This is a genomic window from Glycomyces luteolus, from assembly GCF_027622875.1.
GTDB classification, from domain to species: Bacteria; Actinomycetota; Actinomycetes; order Mycobacteriales; family Micromonosporaceae; genus Glycomyces; species Glycomyces luteolus.
On sequence record NZ_JAPZVP010000020.1, the window covers coordinates 73,148 to 90,784 of the forward strand.

Annotated in this window: 15 protein-coding genes and 1 pseudogene; 11 read left to right on the forward strand and 5 right to left on the reverse strand. The window is 69.6% G+C overall.

What is annotated here, in order from left to right; genetic code table 11:
• Window positions 1-22: 22 nt before the first annotated feature.
• A pseudogene (locus O1R50_RS21375) lies at window positions 23-742 on the reverse strand (methionine ABC transporter ATP-binding protein); the annotation flags it as partial.
• 269 nt (window positions 743-1,011) lie between these two features.
• On the opposite strand from O1R50_RS21375, the gene O1R50_RS21380 reads away from it, so the two are divergent.
• The 3 genes from O1R50_RS21380 to nudC are packed head-to-tail and all read left to right on the forward strand — an operon-like array spanning window position 1,012 to window position 4,498.
• Entirely contained in the window at window positions 1,012-2,313 is a 1,302-nt protein-coding gene (locus O1R50_RS21380; protein WP_270112246.1) for a M16 family metallopeptidase, read from the forward strand.
• Window positions 2,310-3,620, forward strand: coding sequence for a M16 family metallopeptidase (locus O1R50_RS21385; protein ID WP_270112247.1), 1,311 nt, complete (start codon window positions 2,310-2,312; stop codon window positions 3,618-3,620). Before O1R50_RS21380 ends, O1R50_RS21385 begins: the two co-directional genes overlap by 4 nt.
• Entirely contained in the window at window positions 3,617-4,498 is an 882-nt protein-coding gene (gene nudC / locus O1R50_RS21390; RefSeq protein ID WP_270112248.1) for an NAD(+) diphosphatase, read from the forward strand. The genes O1R50_RS21385 and nudC overlap by 4 nt, the downstream gene beginning before the upstream one ends.
• 28 nt (window positions 4,499-4,526) lie before the next feature.
• On the opposite strand, the gene O1R50_RS21395 is transcribed toward nudC, so the two are convergent.
• Window positions 4,527-5,480: an EamA family transporter gene (locus O1R50_RS21395; RefSeq protein ID WP_270112249.1), complete on the reverse strand. Its 954-nt coding sequence runs from the start codon at window positions 5,478-5,480 to the stop codon at window positions 4,527-4,529.
• 191 nt (window positions 5,481-5,671) lie between these two features.
• Window positions 5,672-5,905, reverse strand: coding sequence for a mycoredoxin (locus O1R50_RS21400; RefSeq protein WP_270112250.1), 234 nt, complete (start codon window positions 5,903-5,905; stop codon window positions 5,672-5,674).
• A 145-nt stretch (window positions 5,906-6,050) separates the two neighbouring features.
• Here O1R50_RS21400 and O1R50_RS21405 point away from each other — a divergent pair, with 145 nt between their 5' ends.
• From O1R50_RS21405 to O1R50_RS21420, 4 genes are all read left to right on the forward strand, one after another.
• Window positions 6,051-8,198, forward strand: a complete 2,148-nt coding sequence (locus O1R50_RS21405; protein ID WP_270112251.1) for an ATP-dependent DNA helicase UvrD2 — start codon at window positions 6,051-6,053, stop codon at window positions 8,196-8,198.
• Between the two features lie 213 nt (window positions 8,199-8,411).
• The gene (locus O1R50_RS21410) at window positions 8,412-8,783 is read left to right on the forward strand and encodes a hypothetical protein (RefSeq protein ID WP_270112253.1); all 372 of its coding nucleotides are present in this window, start codon (window positions 8,412-8,414) and stop codon (window positions 8,781-8,783) included.
• Between the two features lie 157 nt (window positions 8,784-8,940).
• A complete protein-coding gene (locus O1R50_RS21415) occupies window positions 8,941-9,300 on the forward strand; it encodes a WhiB family transcriptional regulator (protein WP_333490274.1) in 360 nt (119 codons plus the stop codon).
• The gene (locus O1R50_RS21420) at window positions 9,297-9,518 is read left to right on the forward strand and encodes a hypothetical protein (RefSeq protein WP_270112256.1); all 222 of its coding nucleotides are present in this window, start codon (window positions 9,297-9,299) and stop codon (window positions 9,516-9,518) included. Before O1R50_RS21415 ends, O1R50_RS21420 begins: the two co-directional genes overlap by 4 nt.
• Before the next feature lie 206 nt (window positions 9,519-9,724).
• Here the strand turns inward: O1R50_RS21420 and O1R50_RS21425 are convergent, their stop codons facing one another.
• The gene (locus O1R50_RS21425; protein ID WP_408612779.1) at window positions 9,725-11,023 is read right to left on the reverse strand and encodes an ABC1 kinase family protein; all 1,299 of its coding nucleotides are present in this window, start codon (window positions 11,021-11,023) and stop codon (window positions 9,725-9,727) included.
• Between the two features lie 340 nt (window positions 11,024-11,363).
• Between O1R50_RS21425 and O1R50_RS21430 the strand changes: the two genes are divergently transcribed.
• The gene (locus tag O1R50_RS21430) at window positions 11,364-11,528 is read left to right on the forward strand and encodes a DUF5679 domain-containing protein (protein WP_205327395.1); all 165 of its coding nucleotides are present in this window, start codon (window positions 11,364-11,366) and stop codon (window positions 11,526-11,528) included.
• A gap of 145 nt (window positions 11,529-11,673) precedes the next feature.
• Window positions 11,674-12,204 (forward strand): M48 metallopeptidase family protein, encoded by a 531-nt coding sequence (locus tag O1R50_RS21435; RefSeq protein ID WP_408612777.1) that lies wholly within the window; start codon window positions 11,674-11,676, stop codon window positions 12,202-12,204.
• Between the two features lie 24 nt (window positions 12,205-12,228).
• Here the strand turns inward: O1R50_RS21435 and O1R50_RS21440 are convergent, their stop codons facing one another.
• Window positions 12,229-13,497: a zinc-dependent metalloprotease gene (locus O1R50_RS21440; RefSeq protein WP_270112259.1), complete on the reverse strand. Its 1,269-nt coding sequence runs from the start codon at window positions 13,495-13,497 to the stop codon at window positions 12,229-12,231.
• 113 nt (window positions 13,498-13,610) lie between these two features.
• Here O1R50_RS21440 and O1R50_RS21445 point away from each other — a divergent pair, with 113 nt between their 5' ends.
• Both O1R50_RS21445 and O1R50_RS21450 read left to right on the forward strand, forming a co-directional pair.
• Window positions 13,611-14,582 carry a YlbL family protein gene (locus tag O1R50_RS21445; protein ID WP_270112260.1) on the forward strand — a complete coding sequence of 324 codons (972 nt, stop codon included), beginning with the start codon at window positions 13,611-13,613 and terminating at the stop codon, window positions 14,580-14,582.
• 63 nt (window positions 14,583-14,645) lie between these two features.
• Entirely contained in the window at window positions 14,646-17,612 is a 2,967-nt protein-coding gene (locus O1R50_RS21450) for a UPF0182 family membrane protein (protein WP_270112261.1), read from the forward strand.
• Window positions 17,613-17,637 lie beyond the last annotated feature (25 nt).

The window sequence follows — 17,637 nt, forward strand, 5'->3', positions numbered from 1 at the left end:
GGCGCGACGCCAGGCGGCGGGCCTGCCCGCCGAGGCGCGAGTCCGGGTCGGCGAGGAGCTCGGGCACGGGGCCCGTCTCCACGAACCGCCCGGCCTCCATCACCGCGGCGCGGTGGCAGATGCGCGTGATCACTTCCAGCTCATGCGTGATGAGCAGGATCGTGAGCCCGAGCTCGCGGTTGAGCCGCGCGAGCAGGTCCAGGATCTCGTCGGTGGTGTCGGTGTCGAGCGCGCTGGTGGCCTCGTCCGACAGGAGCACGGACGGTGCGGCCGAGAGCGCGCGGGCGATCGCCAGGCGCTGGCGCTGGCCGCCGGAGAGCTGCCCGGGGTAGGCCTTCGCCTTGTCGGCGAGGCCGACGAGGTCGAGCAGTTCGAGCGCGCGTTCGCGCCGTTCGGTGCGGGGCACCCCGCGGAACCGCAGCGGAAGAGCCACATTGGACGCCGCGTTGCGGTTCGACAGGAGGTTGAAGTGCTGGAAGATCATCGCGGTCTTGGACCGCGAGGCCCGCAGCTCACGTCCGCGCAGGGTGGTGAGCTCGATGCCGTCGACTTCGACCGTGCCCGAGTCGGGCCTGGTGAGGAGGTTGACGGTGCGCAGGAGCGTCGACTTGCCGGCGCCGGAGCGGCCGAGGATGCCGAAGATCTCGCCGGGGGCGATGTCGAGGTCCACACCGTCGAGGGCGACCAGATCACCGAAGTTCTTGGTCACGCCGGACAGGCGGATGCTGGGTCTTGGTTCCATGAGGAAGGAAGATCGCTTTCGCTGGGGAGATCGCCGCTTCGGGGCGCGGCGGTGCAGGGACCCTCAGCGGGCGCACATTCGGCAGCACGGCATCGCGGCGCGGGTCGCGTCGCTGATGATGTCCTGGTGCTGGCCGTTCACAAGCGGCAAGTCAAACAGGTGAACTCCGGAACGCCAATGATCTGTGACGAACGCCGCGACGGTCGCGGTGAGGCTTGCGAGCCGTCTCTTGGCACAGTGATCGGTCCGCGCTGAGATAGGGTTCGGCCATGACTGTTGCGACGATTCCCGCTCCGGCGTTCGCGATCGAGCGGTTCAAGCTCGGCAACGGGCTGCGGGTGGTCCTCGCGCCGGATCCCGGGGCGCCGGTGGTCGGCGTCGCGGTGGTGTACGACGTGGGCATGCGCTCCGAGCCCGAGGGCCGCACCGGTTTCGCCCACCTCTTCGAGCACATGATGTTCCAGGGCTCCCACAACGTCGGCAAGGCCGAGCACATGCAGCACGTGCAGTCCGCGGGCGGCACCTTCAACGGCTCGACCCACATCGACTACACCGACTACTTCAACCTCCTGCCCTCGAACGGCTTGGAGCTCGCGCTGTTCCTCGAGGCCGACCGCATGCGCGGCCCGGCGATCACCGAGGAGAACCTCGCGAACCAGGTCTCCGTGGTGAAGGAGGAGATCCGGGTCAACGTCCTCAACCGCCCCTACGGCGGCTTCCCGTGGATCAAGCTCCCGCCGGTCATGTTCGACACCTTCGCGAACTCGCACGACGGCTACGGCTCGTTCGTGGACCTCGACGCGGCGACCGTGGCAGACGCCCAGTCGTTCTTCAACGCCTACTACCCGGCCTCGAACGCGGTCCTCTCGGTCGCGGGCGACTTCGACCTCGCCCAGGCCCGCGAGCTCGTGGAACGCCACTTCGGCAGTGTCGAGGCCCGGCCCGCGCCGGAGCACCCGTCGTTCGACGAACCCGACCTGAGCACCGAACGCCGCGTCTCCTACACCGACGAGCGCGCGACCCTCCCGGCCGTCGCGGTCGCCTGGCGCGTGCCCGACCCGGTCACGGAGCTCGACGACTTCCTGCCGTACGTGGTCCTCGGCGAGCTCCTCACCGACGGCGACGCGTCGCGGCTGGTCGAGCGGCTCATCCACACCGACCGCACCGCCACCGCCGTGGCCGCGCACACCACGTTCATGGCCGAGCCGTTCGCCTCCCGGGGCCCGACGGTGATGCTCGTCCAGGCGTTCCTGCCGCCCGGCACCGCCGTCGACACCGTGCTCGGCACGGTCCAGGAGGAGCTGGCGTGCATCGCCGAAGGCGTCGACGAGGCCGAGCTCGACCGCGTCAAGGCCCGCGTCGCCGCCCAGCTGCTGCGCGGCGACGACTCGGTGATGGGGCGCTCGCGCCGCTTCGCGACCGCCGAGATCTTCCACGGCGACGCCGCGATGTCGACCCGCTTCCCGGCCCTGCTCGGCGAGGTCACCGCCGAGGCCGTCGCGCAGGCCGCGGCGGCGCTGACGCCGAACCGCCGCGCCGTTCTCGAAGTCGTCCCTGGAGGAGCGAAGTGAGCAACGTCATCCCCGGTCTCGCACCGGAAGTCCCGCTGTCCCTTCCGGTTCCGGTCGAGCGGACCCTCCCGAACGGACTCCGGGTGCTGCTCACGCGCCGTCCGGGCGTCCCGCTCGCCGAAGTGCGCCTGTCGATCCCGGCCGCGCACGCCGATCTCGCCGTGGCGGACCTGCTCGCTTCCGCGCTGTTCTCCGGCACCGAGACCGCTTCGATGACCGAGATCGCCCAGCGCCTCCAAGGCGTCGGCGGCGCGCTCGGCGCCGGGGCCGACCCGGACCGGATCGCCGTGTCCGGCAACAGCCTCGCGACCGGCCTGCCCGAACTCCTGGAGGTCCTCGGCGACCTCCTCAAGGCCGCCGAGTACCCGGAGGGCCCGCTCGCGGTCGAGCGCTCCCGCATCATCGACGGCCTCTCGGTCGCCGAGCAGCAGCCCGACTTCCAGGTCAACCGCGCCCTCGACGCGCGCCTGTGGGGCGGCCACCCGTACGGCCACCAACAGCCCACCGCGGCCGAGGTCGCGGCCGTCGAACGCGACGCGGTCCTCGCGCTGCACGCGGCCCGCGTGCACCCGGCCGGCGCGCGACTGATCATCGTGGGGGACATCGACACCGACTCGGCGTTCGCCGCCGTGGAGAAGGCCCTCGGCGAATGGAACGGCTCGGGCGAACCGCGCCGCATGGAGCCGCTGCCCGCGCTCGTCTCGGGACCGCTCGTCCTCGTCGACCGGCCCGGCTCCGTCCAGTCCGCGATCCGCGTCGCCTACCCGGCGGTCGAGCGGACCCACCCGGACAACGCCGCGCAGCACCTCGCGAACCTGATCTTCGGCGGCTACTTCTCCTCGCGCCTGGTCATGAACCTGCGCGAGACCAAGGGATACGGCTACTCGCCGCGCTCGCGGGTGGACCACTCGCCGGCCGGCTCGATCCAGCTCGCCGCCGTCGACGTCGCCACCGAGGTCACCGGGCCCGCGCTCGAAGAGGTCCGCGCCGAGCTGCGCGGCATGTCCGAGCGCCCGCCCGCCGCGGAGGAGCTCGACCTGGCCCGCCGCTACGCGCTCGGCTCGGTCAAGCTCGCCACCGCCACCCAGTCCGGGGTCGCCAACTACATCTCCGTGCTCGCCGCCGCGGACCTCCCGCTCGCGTGGCTCGCCGAGCACTCCGAGCGCCTCCGCGAGGTCACGCCCGACGACATCCAGCGGGTCTCGGCGCTGCGCCTCGACCCGGAGCGCGCGGTCACCGTCGTTCTCGGCGACGGCGGGGAGATCCGCGAACCGCTCGCCGGGTTCGGGGAGATTGAGGCCGCATGAGCCACCCGCCCTTGGCGATCGACGTGCTCGACCGGTTCGGCGACCGCCGCGGCGATGACGAATGGCTCACGGCCGCTTGGGAACAGGCGCAGATCGTCGTCTGCGACCCGGTGAACGAGCGCATCGCGGCGGACGAGGACGGCCTGCACTACTTCGACGCGGACACCGCGCCCGAGGGCCAGCGCGTCTACCTCGGCGGCGAGCACCCGCCCGTGTTCACCGTGCTCGCGGACCTGCCCGACGGCCTGCCGGGCCGCTGGATCAAACCGGACTGGGACCGGCGCGACCTCGCGATCGCCGTGCAGGCCATCGCGATCGGCCACTGGCACGCGACCTACCGGTTCCACCCCACCACGGGTGAGCCGCTGCGTTCCCGCCAGGCGGGCTGGGAACTCGAGGCCGTGTCGGGCCGCCCGGTGTTCCCGCGCACCGACCCGGCCGTGATCGTCCTCATCGACGACGGCGCCGACCGCGTGCTGCTCGCGCAGCACCGCCGCTACTCGGGCGCTCCGAAGACCGGGCCCGCCGCGGTTCGCAGCAACCGCTACGCGTGCATTGCCGGGTTCGTCGAGCCGGGCGAGTCGGCCGAGGCCGCCGTGCACCGCGAGGTGGGCGAGGAGATCGGCATCAAGATCGACCGGCTCGAGTACGTGTCGAGCCAGCCGTGGCCGTACCCGCGTTCGCTCATGCTCGGCTACCGCGCCACCGCCGACCCGGCGCAGCAGCTGGTGCTGCAGGCCGAGGAGATCTCGGACGCGCGCTGGTTCACCCGCGACGAAGTGCGGCAGATGTGGGTCGAGACCGAGGACTCGACGCCGAGCGCCGTGCGGATCTCGATCGCGCGCTTCCTCATCGACGGCTGGCTGGCCGAGGCATAGGACCGGCCTCGGCGAAGCTTGCGAGTCATTAGACGGCGACTGCCGGCTCGGGGGTCTCGTCCGGCGCGGCGGTCTTGGCGGCGACGGCGCGCTGCGCGGTGAACACGCCGGCGATCACGACGACGCCGCCGATGATCTGCGGCACTGTCAGCGCCTCGCCGAGCAGCGCCCAGGCGGAGAGCGAGGCGACCACGACTTCGGCGTATCCGATGCCGCCGGCCACGGGCGCCGTGATGAATCGCAGGCCGCTGAGGCCCAGACCGTAAGCGAGTGCGGTGCAGCCGATGAGCAGCATCACGCTGACCATGCCGGTGGTCGTCACTCCGCCGAGCGAGACCTCGGAGGACAGCGCCGCCCAGTCGAGTGCCCACGGCGCCGCGAAGGGCGCCAAGGCGATCGCGCCGACCGCGAAGCCGACCGCGAGCAGCACCCGCACGTCCACCGTCGCGGTGAGCCGTTCGCCGGAGAGGAAGTACGTGGCCTGGCAGGCGGCCGCGGCCGAACCGGCGATGAGGCCCACTGCGTCGAGCCGCAGGCCCGACCAGATCTCGACCACGATGCACAGGCCCGCGATGCTCAGGAGCGTGCCGATCACGGCGGCGCGCGGCAGCACGGTGCGGCGCACGAAGCGCACCCAGGCGACGACCACGATGGGCCCCATGAACTCCAGCAGGAGCGCGATGCCGACGGGCAGGCGCTCGACCGCGATGAAGTAGAAGGCTTGCACTGCGGCGATGGCGGTGAGGCCGAACAGGACCAGCCCGCCCCACGGCAGGCGTTCGTCCTTGCCGCGCAGCCGCAGGAGAGGCACGACGGCGGCGGCGATCGCGATGAGGCCGACGCCGCAGACGCGCAGCCAGGTGACCTGGATAGGGGTGAGTCCGGCCTGGATCACGACTTTGCCGAAGGGGCCGCATACGCCGAAGAACAGCGAAGCGGCCAGGACGAGGGTGACGCCGAGGGCGGCGCGGGGTGACGACATTTGGGCTCCATTGCTCACGAGCAGCGCTGAGGAAAACAGTGCACAGAAAAGGCCCGGGACGGATCCATCCCGGGCCTGAATGCTTAGCGACCACCCCTCGAAGTCGCTAAGCAAGCTTGACGAGTCAACTATAGGGCATCGTACCGGCTTTGTGTCCTAAACGTGACCATAGTCTCGGCATGTGGCACAGGTCAAGCGCTGATCTTCGCCTTCACCTGTGCGAGAGAGGGATTCGTGAGCGCACTGCCGTCCTCGAAGAGCACGGTCGGGACGGTCATGTTGCCGCCGTTGACCCCCATGACGAACTCGGCGGCTTCGGGGTCCTCTTCGATGTTGACCTCTTTGAAGAGCACGCCCTCGCGGTCGAACGCGGACTTCAGCCGCTTGCAGTAGCCGCACCAAGTGGTGCTGTACATGGTGATCATCGATCCTCCTTCGTCATCGACACTAACGCGATACCGCCCAGGGGCATTCCTTCTGGGCGCAGATCATCGTGGCGGTCCTCACGTTCACCGATTTCGAGCCAACGGCCCGGCAGATCCTGTCGGACGCCTCTGGGAGACTGGGGGGATGACCGCACGCGATCAGGCCATCGAACAGCTCCTCTCCGGACTCGACCCTGAACAGCGCGAGGCGGTGACCGCCCCTCCCGGGCCGGTCTGCATCCTCGCGGGCGCGGGCACCGGCAAGACCCGCGCGGTGACCCACCGGATCGCCTGGCGGGTGCTGCGCGGCGACATGCGCGGCCAGCACGTCACGGCGGTCACCTTCACCGCCCGCGCGGCGGGGGAGATGCGCGACCGTCTCCGCGGCCTCGGCGTCTCCGGTGTGAACGCCCGCACCTTCCACTCCGCGGCGCTGCGGCAGCTCCGCTACTTCGGCACGCGCCGCTTCGGCGGCCAGCTCCCCGAGCTCGTCGACTCGACCCTGAAGTTCACGGCGATCGCGGCCGCCCGCGCCGGACTGCAGACCTCGCGCGCCAAGAACTTCGACCTCACCACCGAGATCGAGTGGGCCGCTTCTTCGCTCATCGGGCCCGACGACTACGTGAGCGCCATCGCCGCGCTCGGGCGCGACGCGCCCGCCGCCCCCGAAGACGTGGCGAAGGTCTACGCCGCCTACATCGAGGCCAAGCGCCGCGCCGGGGTCATGGACTTCGCCGACGTGCTCGCGTACACGGCCGACCTGATCACCGACCACGCCGCGACCGCCGACCAGATCCGCAGCCAGTACCGGTTCTTCGTGGTCGACGAGTACCAGGACGTGACCCCGCTCCAGCAGCGGCTGCTCGACGCCTGGCTCGGCGACCGCGACGACATCACCGTGGTGGGCGACGCCAGCCAGACCATCTACTCCTTCACCGGCGCCAGCTCGCGGAACCTGCTCGACTTCACCCGCCGCCACCGGAACGCCTCGCTCGTGCGCCTCGTGCGCGACTACCGCTCCACCCCGCAGGTGGTCGGCCTCGCCAACCAGATCATCGGCGAATCCAAAGGGCGCGAAGCGAAGATGCGCCTCGAGCTCGTCGGCCAGCGGCCCGACGGCCCCGCCGTCACCGCCGAGGTCTTCGCCGACGAGGCCGAGGAGGCGGACATGATCGCCCGCCGCTGCTCCAAGCTCATCGCCGACGGCGTGAGCCCTTCGGAGATCGCGGTCCTCTACCGCACCAACGCCCAGTCGCAGGCCTATGAAGAGGCCCTGGCCTCCTACGGGGTGCCCACGGTGGTCACCGGCGCCGCGCGGTTCTTCGACCGGCCCGAGGTGCGCCAGGCCGTGGTCGCGCTGCGCTCGGCCGCGAAGACCGAGATCGGGGCCATGCCGCTTTCCGAGGCGGTGCCGGCCGCGCTCGAAGCGGTCGGCTGGCGTCCCGATGCCGCGCCTTCCGGTGGCGCGCAACGCGAAGCATACGAAGCGGTGGCCGCGATCGCGGCGCTTTCGGAACAGTTCCTGGAGCACCACCGGGCCAATCCTGACGAGGACGGCCCCGATCCGGACCTCGACGCGTTCTGCGCCGAGCTCTCCCGGCGGGCCTCCGAGCAGCACGCCCCGGCCGTCGCGGGCGTCACCCTCGCGAGCCTCCACGCCGCCAAGGGCCTCGAGTGGGACGCGGTGTTCCTGGTCGGCCTGGCCGACGGCACGCTGCCGACCACGTTCGCCCGCACCGAAACCGCGCTCGAAGAGGAGCGCCGCCTGCTGTACGTCGGCATCACGCGCGCCCGCGAGCGCCTGCAGCTCTCCTACGGGCTCGCCCGCAACGCGGGCGGGCGCGAGCGGCGGCTGTGCCGCTTCCTCGCGCCCCTCGGCTTGGGAGGCTTCCCGCGGCCGTCCGATCCCGGCGCGGCGACGCCGAAACCGCGCGAGCGGAAGAAGGCCAAGGTCCTCGACTGCTCCGGCTGCGGCAAGCCGCTCACCGACGCCCGGGACCGCAAGCTGGGGCATTGCGAGGATTGTCCCGCCACTATGGATGAAGGACTGTTCGAGCGGCTGCGCGAGTGGAGGGTCAGCGTCGCCAAACAGGACGGCAAGCCGGCCTTCACCGTCTTCACGGATGTGACCTTGATCGCTATTGCCGAGCGCTGTCCGGGATCCGACAGTGAGCTCGCCTCCCTCCACGGCATCGGGAAATCCAAACTGGACAAATATGGCCCGGCGGTGTTGCACCTGGTCAACGGCGGGGAAGTGACGGAGGCCATCGCGATGTGCGACGGCGAGTCCTGACCGGTACTTGACCGGTAAATCTCACGGCAAAAACTTTCTCGCGAGACTCGCAGAAAAAGACGTTGCGCTCCCAAGCGAGACGGGCGTAGCGTTGCTCAAGCCGGAGTGAGGTGTGCGCCTCAGGACAGCCATGGCCTACGAGCCGTGAGTTGGCACGGCATGAGGAGATGAAGACCAATGTTGACCACGAAACCCGAAGGGAGGGGACAGACGATGAAGCTGCTCAGCGAAACCCAGAGCACGACGCCGCTCGGCGTGACGCATGAACCGCTCGCCGTCTATCGGCACATCGCGCCCGTCTCCGCCCAGGTTCGTGGCACCACTCTGCCCGGCGCCGTCCAGATCACGACGCTGAGCACCGTCAAGACCATTGACAACACCGATATGGGCGCCAATGCCGTCCTCGGACGTGGCCGTGCATTCGCAGGCCTCGGTTGGCAGCCGGTTAACGGCTCCGAGAAGCGTCACGGCGCCACCCGCGGGAGACCGCCTCGAGAACATCGAAAGGGCTTACAGCTAAGCCCGCTCGGAACTCTCGAGGCCGCGAATCCCGCCCCAGGGATCGCGGCCTTTTTGTATGGCTGAAACGCCCGTCAGCACGACGGCGAGTCAGAAATCGGCAAGGTCGCGGCCCACCAGTAGAAGACAGACGAGACAGATTGCGAAGCAATTGAGTCCTCAGACAGCACTGATGCGACCGAACGTCGAGAAGACCATCGAGATGAGAGAGGAGACCGAGTTCATGACCGACACCCTCATCGGACCCGAGCTGCGAGACCAGGCCCGCGAGACCGGAGGCGACCTGGCCTGCCGCGAGTACGACGCGGACCTGTGGTTCTCGGAGCAGCCCACCGAACTGGAGTTCGCCAAGTCCCTGTGCACCGACTGCCCGGTTCGCCTGGCCTGCCTGGCCGGAGCGCTCGAGCGCCACGAGCCCTGGGGCGTGTGGGGCGGCGAGATCTTCGAGAAGGGGAACGTCGTGGCCCGCAAGCGGCCCCGCGGGCGGCCCCGGAAGGACGCCGCGCTCATCGAGCAGGCGGCCCAGAAGGAGCTCGCCGAGCGGACCCGTGAACTCGCGCTCGCGGGGGTGACGGTGTCATGACAGTCGACTATCTGAGCCGCCATCTCAAGAACGATGTCGGCGTGAAGGATCTCGAAGTCCTGATGGGCGGGGAGATCGAGGCGGTTCGGCCGCTGACGCAGACGGGCTCGCTGTTCACCGGGGTCGGACGCCTCCGGATGCGGAGCCTGTGGAAGGAAGCCGGCTACGCCCGGACGCCGCGGCACACCGGACGGCACCGCCGCCGGGGCCGACTTTGACGACGCACTAATCGCGTTGGCTGAAGGGGTCCATCCCTGAGCGGGGATGGGCCCCTTTTGTTATGCCCGAAGGGCTGGGAGTGTCCGGTGTTATGCCCGAAGGGCTGGGAGTGTCCGGGAGGGTCTGCGCAATTCGGACATGCGGTGGCGCCCCCGAATCAAGCGCGCCTCGCGGGTGCGACAGCGTTCGCGAACGAGAGCGGTGCTCAACGGTCGGGGTCGGTGCCTTCGGGGTCGGCGAAGCCCGGGAGCCACTCCTCCAAGATCGAGCGCCACTCGGCCCTCGCGCCGAGCTGGCACAGGACGCCGATGGAGCCCATCGTGACGCGGTGGATCAGCAGGTACGAGGGCGGGAAGCTCAGCTGCTTGTTCAACCGGGCCGCCTCCGAGCCCTGGCCCGTCAGGCGCGCGCTCTCCTTGCGGAGCCATTCGCGCGAGAACTGGAACTCCTCGCCCGCGATCGGCTCGAGCATCGGCTGCAGCAGGTCGAGCATCGCCTTCGCGTCGATCTGCAGCCCCGGCGGCACGAAGCCCTCGCCGCGCAGGCCCGCCACGACGTCGTCGGCCTTGCCGTCCAACGTCAACCGCGTCAAGCGGCCCACCTGCACCGGCATCCCGCCGGGAAGGCGCGAGGCCGCGCCGAAGTCGTACACGATCAATCGGCCGTCGTCGCCGATCGCGAAGTTCCCCGGGTGCGGGTCGGCGTGCAGGAGACCGGCGCGCTTCGGCGCCGAGAAGTGCAGCGTCGCCAGCCGCTTCCCGGCCGCGTCGCGCTCCTCCTGCGTGCCTTCGGTGATGACCTCCGACAGCGGCCGCCCGGCGATCCATTCGGTCACCAGTACCTCGCCGCTCGCGTGCACCACCTCGGGCACCACGATGAGCGGGTCCCCGCGGAAGGCCTCGGCGAACTGCTGCTGCGTGGCCGCCTCGAGCTCGTAGTCGAGCTCTTCGAGCAGCCGCTCGCGCAGCTCCACGGTGATCTTCTTGACGTCGAAGTTCGGTTGCAGCACTTTGAACATGGGGGCCATGCGCGAGAGGTGCCGCAGGTCGGAGCGGAGCGCGTCGCCCGCGCCCGGATACTGGATCTTGACGGCGACCTGCCGCCCGTCGTTCCACACCGCGCGGTGGACCTGGCCGATGCTCGCCGCCGCGGACGGGGCGTCGTCGAATTCGAGGAAGCGGTCGCGCCAGTCGGTGCCCATCTGCCGCTCGAGCACGCCGTGGACGCTGGCCACCGGCAGCGGGGGAGCGGCGTTCTGGAGTTTCGTCAGGGCCTGCCGGTACGGCGCGGCCAGATGCTCGGGCAGGGCCGCCTCGAAGATCGACAGGGCCTGGCCGAGCTTCATCGCGCCGCCCTTGAGCTGCCCGAGCACGCTGAACACGTGCTCGGCCGTGCGCCGCTGCGCCTGCTCGCTCAGGATCTCGTCGGCCAGCCCGGTCACGCGCTTGCCCAGCCCCACGGTCGCCCGGCCCGCCAGCCCCAAGGGCAGGGAGGCGAGTTTCATGCCCCGGGAGAACGCCCGGCGCGGGAGGTCGTCACCCGAATGGGCGGGTCCATGCCTGTCGCTCACGTTCCCAATGCTCTCACGGCGAAGCGGCAGTCGGCGACGGCACGGGCACGCCATGTCGACCCGCCGTCGGCCTCGCCTGGAGGGCACGTAAGCGCCCGGAAGTCCCTTTACGCCTGCCGCCCGCCTGGCCCCGCCTATGTCACCCGCTCGAGTGAAGCGGCGCGGCGGGGCTTACAGGCGTGAAATCTGTGGCATTCTGAGGCCGAACGGTCGCACAGAGTGATCGTTGCAACAGGGCCTGCACGACCGGCCCGCGCACAACAGGGGGAAACCAGTGGCTCAAGCGACGAAGACCTACACCGGCTACTGCGTCAAGTGCCGCGAGAAGCGCGACTTCGAGGGCACCGTGGTGGTCTCGGACTCGGGTCGCCGGATGGCGAAGGGCACGTGCCCGGTGTGCGGCACCAAGATGAACCGGATTCTCGGCAAGGAATCGTGACCTCGGGGCCGGACGGCCCCAGCCCCTCGTCTGATCCCACTCTGCGGGAAATCGGCGAGGGGATTTTCTTGGCATTCCATAGCTATCACCGCAATCGCGACATCCGCGTTATGCGATTGTCACCCCCCGGGTTTAGTGTGCGTTCATGGCGCGCAAAGTCCATCCCCCCGTTGAAGTGCGGCGCTCTCCCCGGCGTCGTGCAACCGTAGCGGCCTATGAAGAACGAGGCCGCGTGGTCGTCATGATCCCTGACGCCTTCTCGGAAACCGAGGAGCAGGAGTGGATCGACCACATGCTCGCGAGACTGCGGAAACGCGAGGCCCGAGACGGCCGCGCGTCCGACACGGCCCTGCGCGAGCGGGCCGTCAGGCTCGCCCGCCGGTATTACCCCGAACATCCCGAATGCGCCACTCCGAGAAGCGTCCGCTGGGTCGACAACCAGCAGCGCCGCTGGGGCTCGTGCACGCCTTCGGACGGCACGATCCGGATCTCCCGCCGGATCATGATGATGCCCTCATGGGTGATCGACTACGTTCTGCTGCACGAACTCGCGCATCTGGTCCACCCCGACCATTCGCGCCCGTTCTGGGACATGGTCGCCCGCTACGCCAAAGCCGAGCGGGCCCGCGGCTACCTCGAGGGCATCGCGGACGCCGAGGCGAGCGAGCGGCAGTAATCGATCGCGACCTGGACCGGGGGCCTACTTGTCTCCGGGCTCCTCGTCGTCCTCGTCCTTCGGGTCGTTGACCGCGAGCTGGTCGAACATCGACATGTCGAGGTCTTCGAGCGCCTCGGAGACGGACGCGAAGCCCTCGGGGTGCTCCAGGTCGCCCGCGCTCGGCATGAGGTCGGGGTGCGCCCACACCGCCTCGCGGCCCTCGATGCCGCGCGCCTCGGTGAGCGAGTGCCACAGCCGCGTCGCCGCGCGCACCTTCGCCGGGTCGAGCTCGAGCCCGACCAGGGCCTCGAAGGTCTGCTCGGCGGGACCGCCGGTGGCCCGGCGCCGCCGCGCGGCCTCCATGAGCCGGTCGATCGTCGGCAGCCGGTCGTCCACGGCGTCGGCCACGACCACGTTCACCCAGCCGGCGATGAGCGCCAGCGTCGTGCCCAGCCGCGACAGCGCCGCCTTCTGCTGCTCGGTGTCCTCAGTCTTGAAGACCTCGCTCAGGTCGAGGGTCGCCGCGGCCTCGGGGTCCATCGGGTCCATGCCCGACATGGCCTCCTCGATCGCGGACTCGTCGATGCGGATCTCCCGCGCGTACGCCTCCAGCGCGCCCAGCAGGTGCGAGCGCAGCCACGGCGAGTGCGTGAAGAGCCGGTGTGTCGCGGCCTCGCGCAGCGCGACGTACAGCCGCACCTCCTCGACCGGCAGTTCCAGGCCCTCGGCATAAGCGGCGAGGTTCCCCGGCAGCAGCGCGGCCACGCCCGTCTTGCCAAGCGGCAGACCGACCTCGGAGGAGGAGAGCACCTCCCCGGCGAGCTTCGCGAGCGCCTGCCCCATCTGCGCGCCGAACAGGGCCGAGCCGACCCCCTTCATGACGTCGGCCATCGGGCCGAGCATGCCGGCCATCTCCTCGGGCACGAGCGTCTGCATCGCCTCGCCCATCTGGGCGGCGAGCGGCTCGGCGAGCTGCTTCCAGGAGTTCTCGGTCTGCGCGATCCACTGCTTGCGGGTCCACGCGTCAGTGGCCGTGACGCCCGAAGGCCAGTTCACGGCGGAGTCGAGCCAGAGGTCGGCGAGGCGCACGGCCTCGGCGACCTGCGCCTGCTCGGCGGGGCCGACAGTGTTCTCGGCCTGCAGTTCGGACTCGGCGAGCTGTTTGGCGAGCTGCCAGTTGACCGGACCGGACGACAGCGACTGCGCCATCATCTGCTGCAGCTGCTGCATCATCTGCTGCACCCGCGGATCGTTCGGGTCGGGCAGGTCGCCGCCCAGATTGCCGAAGCCGAATGGAATGTCGGAGCCCATGGGCCAACCGTACGTCAGAGGAGGGGGAACGGGCCACGGCCCGCCGAACTGGAGGCGCCCTGTTCGCTGCGGGCCGAACACGCCTGTGGGCTAGGGCATGTAGGCTTCCGCGCATGCGAAGGCGAGGAATCACCGTCCTGTTGGGTGCGGTCCTGGTGGCGCTGCTGACCTGGCAGGCGCTGACGATGGACGTCGCCTACGTGGTCTTCAGCCCCGGCCCCACCGAGGACGTCCTCGGCGCTCAGAAGATCGAAGGGGTCGAGCACCAGATCATCAGCGCCGACACCGAATACCCCTCTGAAGGCGAGCTGCGCCTCACCACCGTGCGCGTCAAGCAGTCGGTGACCCTCGTCCAGGCCCTTCGCTACTGGACGTCCAATGAGTACGCGATCGTGCCGCGCGACCTCGTCTACCCGCCCGGCGAGTCCGAGGAGGAGATCGCCGAAGAGCAGGAGGCCGACTGGGCCGAGTCCCAGTCGAACGCCGAGCAGGCCGCCCTCGGCTACCTCGGCGAGCCCGCCGTGATCGAGGTCGTGGCCGACTCCGGCGGCCTCGTCTCCGGAGACGTCATCACCGCCGTCGCCGGGACCGCGGTCACCTCGCTCCAAGACCTCGCCGATTACGCCGACAGCGAAACCACGGTCACCGTCACCCGCGCCGGAGCCCCCGTCGAAGTCCCCGGAGTGGTCCTCGGCAACGCCGATCTCCAGTCCACCCATGATGACCCGTACGGCATCGAGATCGACACCGAAGCCCTCGACATCGGCGGCCCCTCGGCGGGCCTGATCTTCGCGCTCGGCATCGTCGACCGGGTCACCGAGGGCGATCTGACCGACGGCATGGTCGTCGCCGGCACCGGTGAAATCGACCCCGAAGGGAACGTCGGCGGCATCGGCGGCATCCAGCAGAAGGTGACCGCATCGGTCGAACTGGGCGCCGAGGTCTTCCTCGCCCCGGCTTCGAACTGTTCGGACGCCGTCACCGTTCCCCATGACGACATGACTATTGTCAGAGTCGAGACGCTCGCAGACGCGGTCTCGGCGCTTGAGTCCCTAGCGGCGGGCGGGAAGGTCACGACCTGCTGACCCGGTGCCGCGAGACGTGAAGGAGTTGCTGCAGTGGCGAACCGGACGCCCACCCCCCCACGGATGAGCAGGCGAGGACGCTACGTCCTGATACTCCTGGTGGGCGCGATAGTCCTGCTGTCGGTGCTCGGCTGGCTCGTCGGCCTGCGCACCGACTACCTCTGGTACGACTCCGTCGGCTACACCTCGGTGTTCGCGACCATGATGTGGACCCGCCTGGGGCTCTTCGGGGTCTTCACCCTGGCGATGGCCGCCTGGACCGGCCTCAACCTCTACCTCGCCTACCGCTTCCGGCCCGACACGTGGCCCGCGACCAGTGAGCAGGAGGGCCTGGAGCGCTACCGCGAACTCATCTCGCCCAAGGCCGGATGGTGGATCGGCGGCGTCGCGATCATCGTCGGCATCTTCGCCGGCATGTCCGCCCAGAGCCGCTGGGAGACCTGGCTGCTGTTCCGCCAAGGCGGCGAATTCGGCGAGTCGGACCCCGTCCTGCACATGGACGCCGGCTTCTACGTCTTCGAGCTCCCGTTCTGGCAGTTCCTCATCGGCTTCGGCTTCGCCGCCGTCGTCGTCGGCATCCTCGCCTCCCTCAGCGCCTACTACCTCTACGGCGCGCTGCGCTTCTCCGGCCAGGGCGACCGCATGACCAACGTCGCCCGCATCCACCTCTCGGTGCTCGTGGCGCTCTTCCTGGGGCTCAAAGCAGTCGCCTACTACTTCGACCGCTACGACTTCACCACCCAGGACAACCAGGTCACCGGCATCGTCGGCGGCGGCTACACCGAGATGACCGCCCTCATGAACGCCAAGAACGCGCTCATCTGGGTCTCCCTCATCGCGGCCGTCGTCATCCTCGTCTTCTCCTGGGGCTTCACCCGCTCCCTCGCGCTGCCCGCGGCCGCGCTCGGCCTCGTCGTGGTCACCGCGATCGCCGCCGGCGGCATCTACCCCGCCGTCGTCCGCAACTTCCAGGTCGAGCCCAACCGCCCCCAGCGCGAAGGACCCTACGCCCAGCACACCATCGACGGCACCCGCTACGCCTACGACATGGAGGACCTGGAGACCACCACCTACCCGGTCGCCTCCCAACCCAACGCCGAGACCATGGCCGCCGACCAGTCCACGGTCCCGTTCGTGCGCCTCATCGACCCGTTCGTCGTCTCCGACGCCTTCACCCAGGCGCAGCAGCCGCGCAGTTTCTACGACTTCAACGAGAAGCTCGACATCGACCGCTACACCTACACCGACGAGAACGGCAAGGAGGTGACCCAGGACTTCGTCGTCGGCCTCCGCGAGCTCAACCCCGGCCAGCTCGCCGACGAGCAGCAGGACTGGACCGTCGCCCACACCGTCTACACCCACGGCTGGGGCTTCGTCTCCGCCTCGACCACCGAGAGCGACAGCGGCGCACCCTGCTTCACCTCCGGCGTCCTCTCCGACGACCCTGGCAACTGCCAGATCGGCAACGACATCATCGACGTCGAGAAGCCCCAGATCTACTACGGGCTCTTGAACAACGAGTACGCGATCGTCGGGGTCCCCGAGGACGAGACGCCCCGCGAGTACGACCGGCCGATCGACGTCGCCGTCAGCGACGAGGACTCCTCCGAGGAGGACGCCGAGGAGATCGGCACCGACCGCTACACCACCTTCGAAGGCGAAGGCGGCATCGACATCGGCTCCGTCGGCCGCCGGCTCCTCTACGCCTGGGAGTTCCAGGAGCCCCGCTTCCTGCTCTCCGACCAGATCAACGACGAGTCGCAGCTGCTCTACAACCGGAACGTGCGCGACCGCGTCCAGCAGGTCGCCCCGTTCCTCACCGTCGAGGCCGACCCGTACCCGGCCGTCGTCGACGGCGAGATCGTCTGGATCGTCGACGGCTACACCACCACCAACGACTTCCCCTACTCCGACCGGGTCAACCTCGCCGAGGCGACGAACGACACGTACTCCGGCCAGGGCGTAGCGAACCAGCCCTCCGAGGAGATCAACTACATCCGCTCCTCGGTCAAGGCCGTGGTGAACGCCTACGACGGCTCCGTCAAGCTCTACGAGTTCGACGACGAGGACCCGATCCTCAAGGCCTGGAACGAGATCTACGGCGGCGACCTCATCACGCCGAAGGAGGAGACCCCCGAGGCCCTCGAGGCGCACTTCCGCTACCCGCAGGACCTGTTCAAGATCCAGCGCAGCCTGCTCCAGCGCTACCACGTCGACGAGGCGCGCACCTTCATCGAGGGCAGCGAGGCCTGGGCGGTCCCCGAGGACCCGTCGCAGCAGTCGCCGGTCATCCAGCCGGCCTACTACGTGTACGCGACGTACCCCGAGCAGACGCAGCCGTACTTCCAGCTCACCAGCACCTTCACGCCGAGAAACCGCGAGAACGCGCTGGCGAGCCTCATGTCGGGCTACTACGACGAGAACGGCGATCCGAAGCTGCAGATCTACGACGTGGTCGGCGGCGACGACCAGTCGGTGCGGCAGATACACCAGATCATCACGTCCACATCGGAGGTGGTGACGACGCTCCGCGACGCCACGCAGGCCGGGACCACCGTCGAATGGGGCAACCTGCTCGCGCTGCCGGTCGGCGACGGCATCCTGTACCTCGAGCCGATGTACCTGCGCAGGCAGGCGGGCGGCCAGGGCGAGGACCTGCCGCGGCTCACGAACGTCGCGATCAGCTACGGCGGCTACGTCGGCTTCGCTCCGACCTTCGAAGAGGCCGTGGCGATGGTGGTCGACAAGTACGTGTCCGGCGCGCCGAGCGAGGCCGAGCAGAACGAGGGCGAGACGGACGGCGAGGAGCCGACCACGACGCCCTCGGAGACGCCGAGCGAGACGCCCACTACCGAGGCCCCGGCCGATCCGCCTGAAGTCGAGGCCGCGATCACGAAGGTCCTCGAAGCGCAGGCGGCCTACGAGGAGGCGCAGGCCTCCGGCTCGAACGAGCAGGAGGGCGCGGCCCTGGACGCACTGCTGGCGGCGCTCGACGAACTCGCGGCCGCGAGACAGGCGGCGGGCCAGTAAGGGCCCTTTGCCCCGCAAGTGCTGT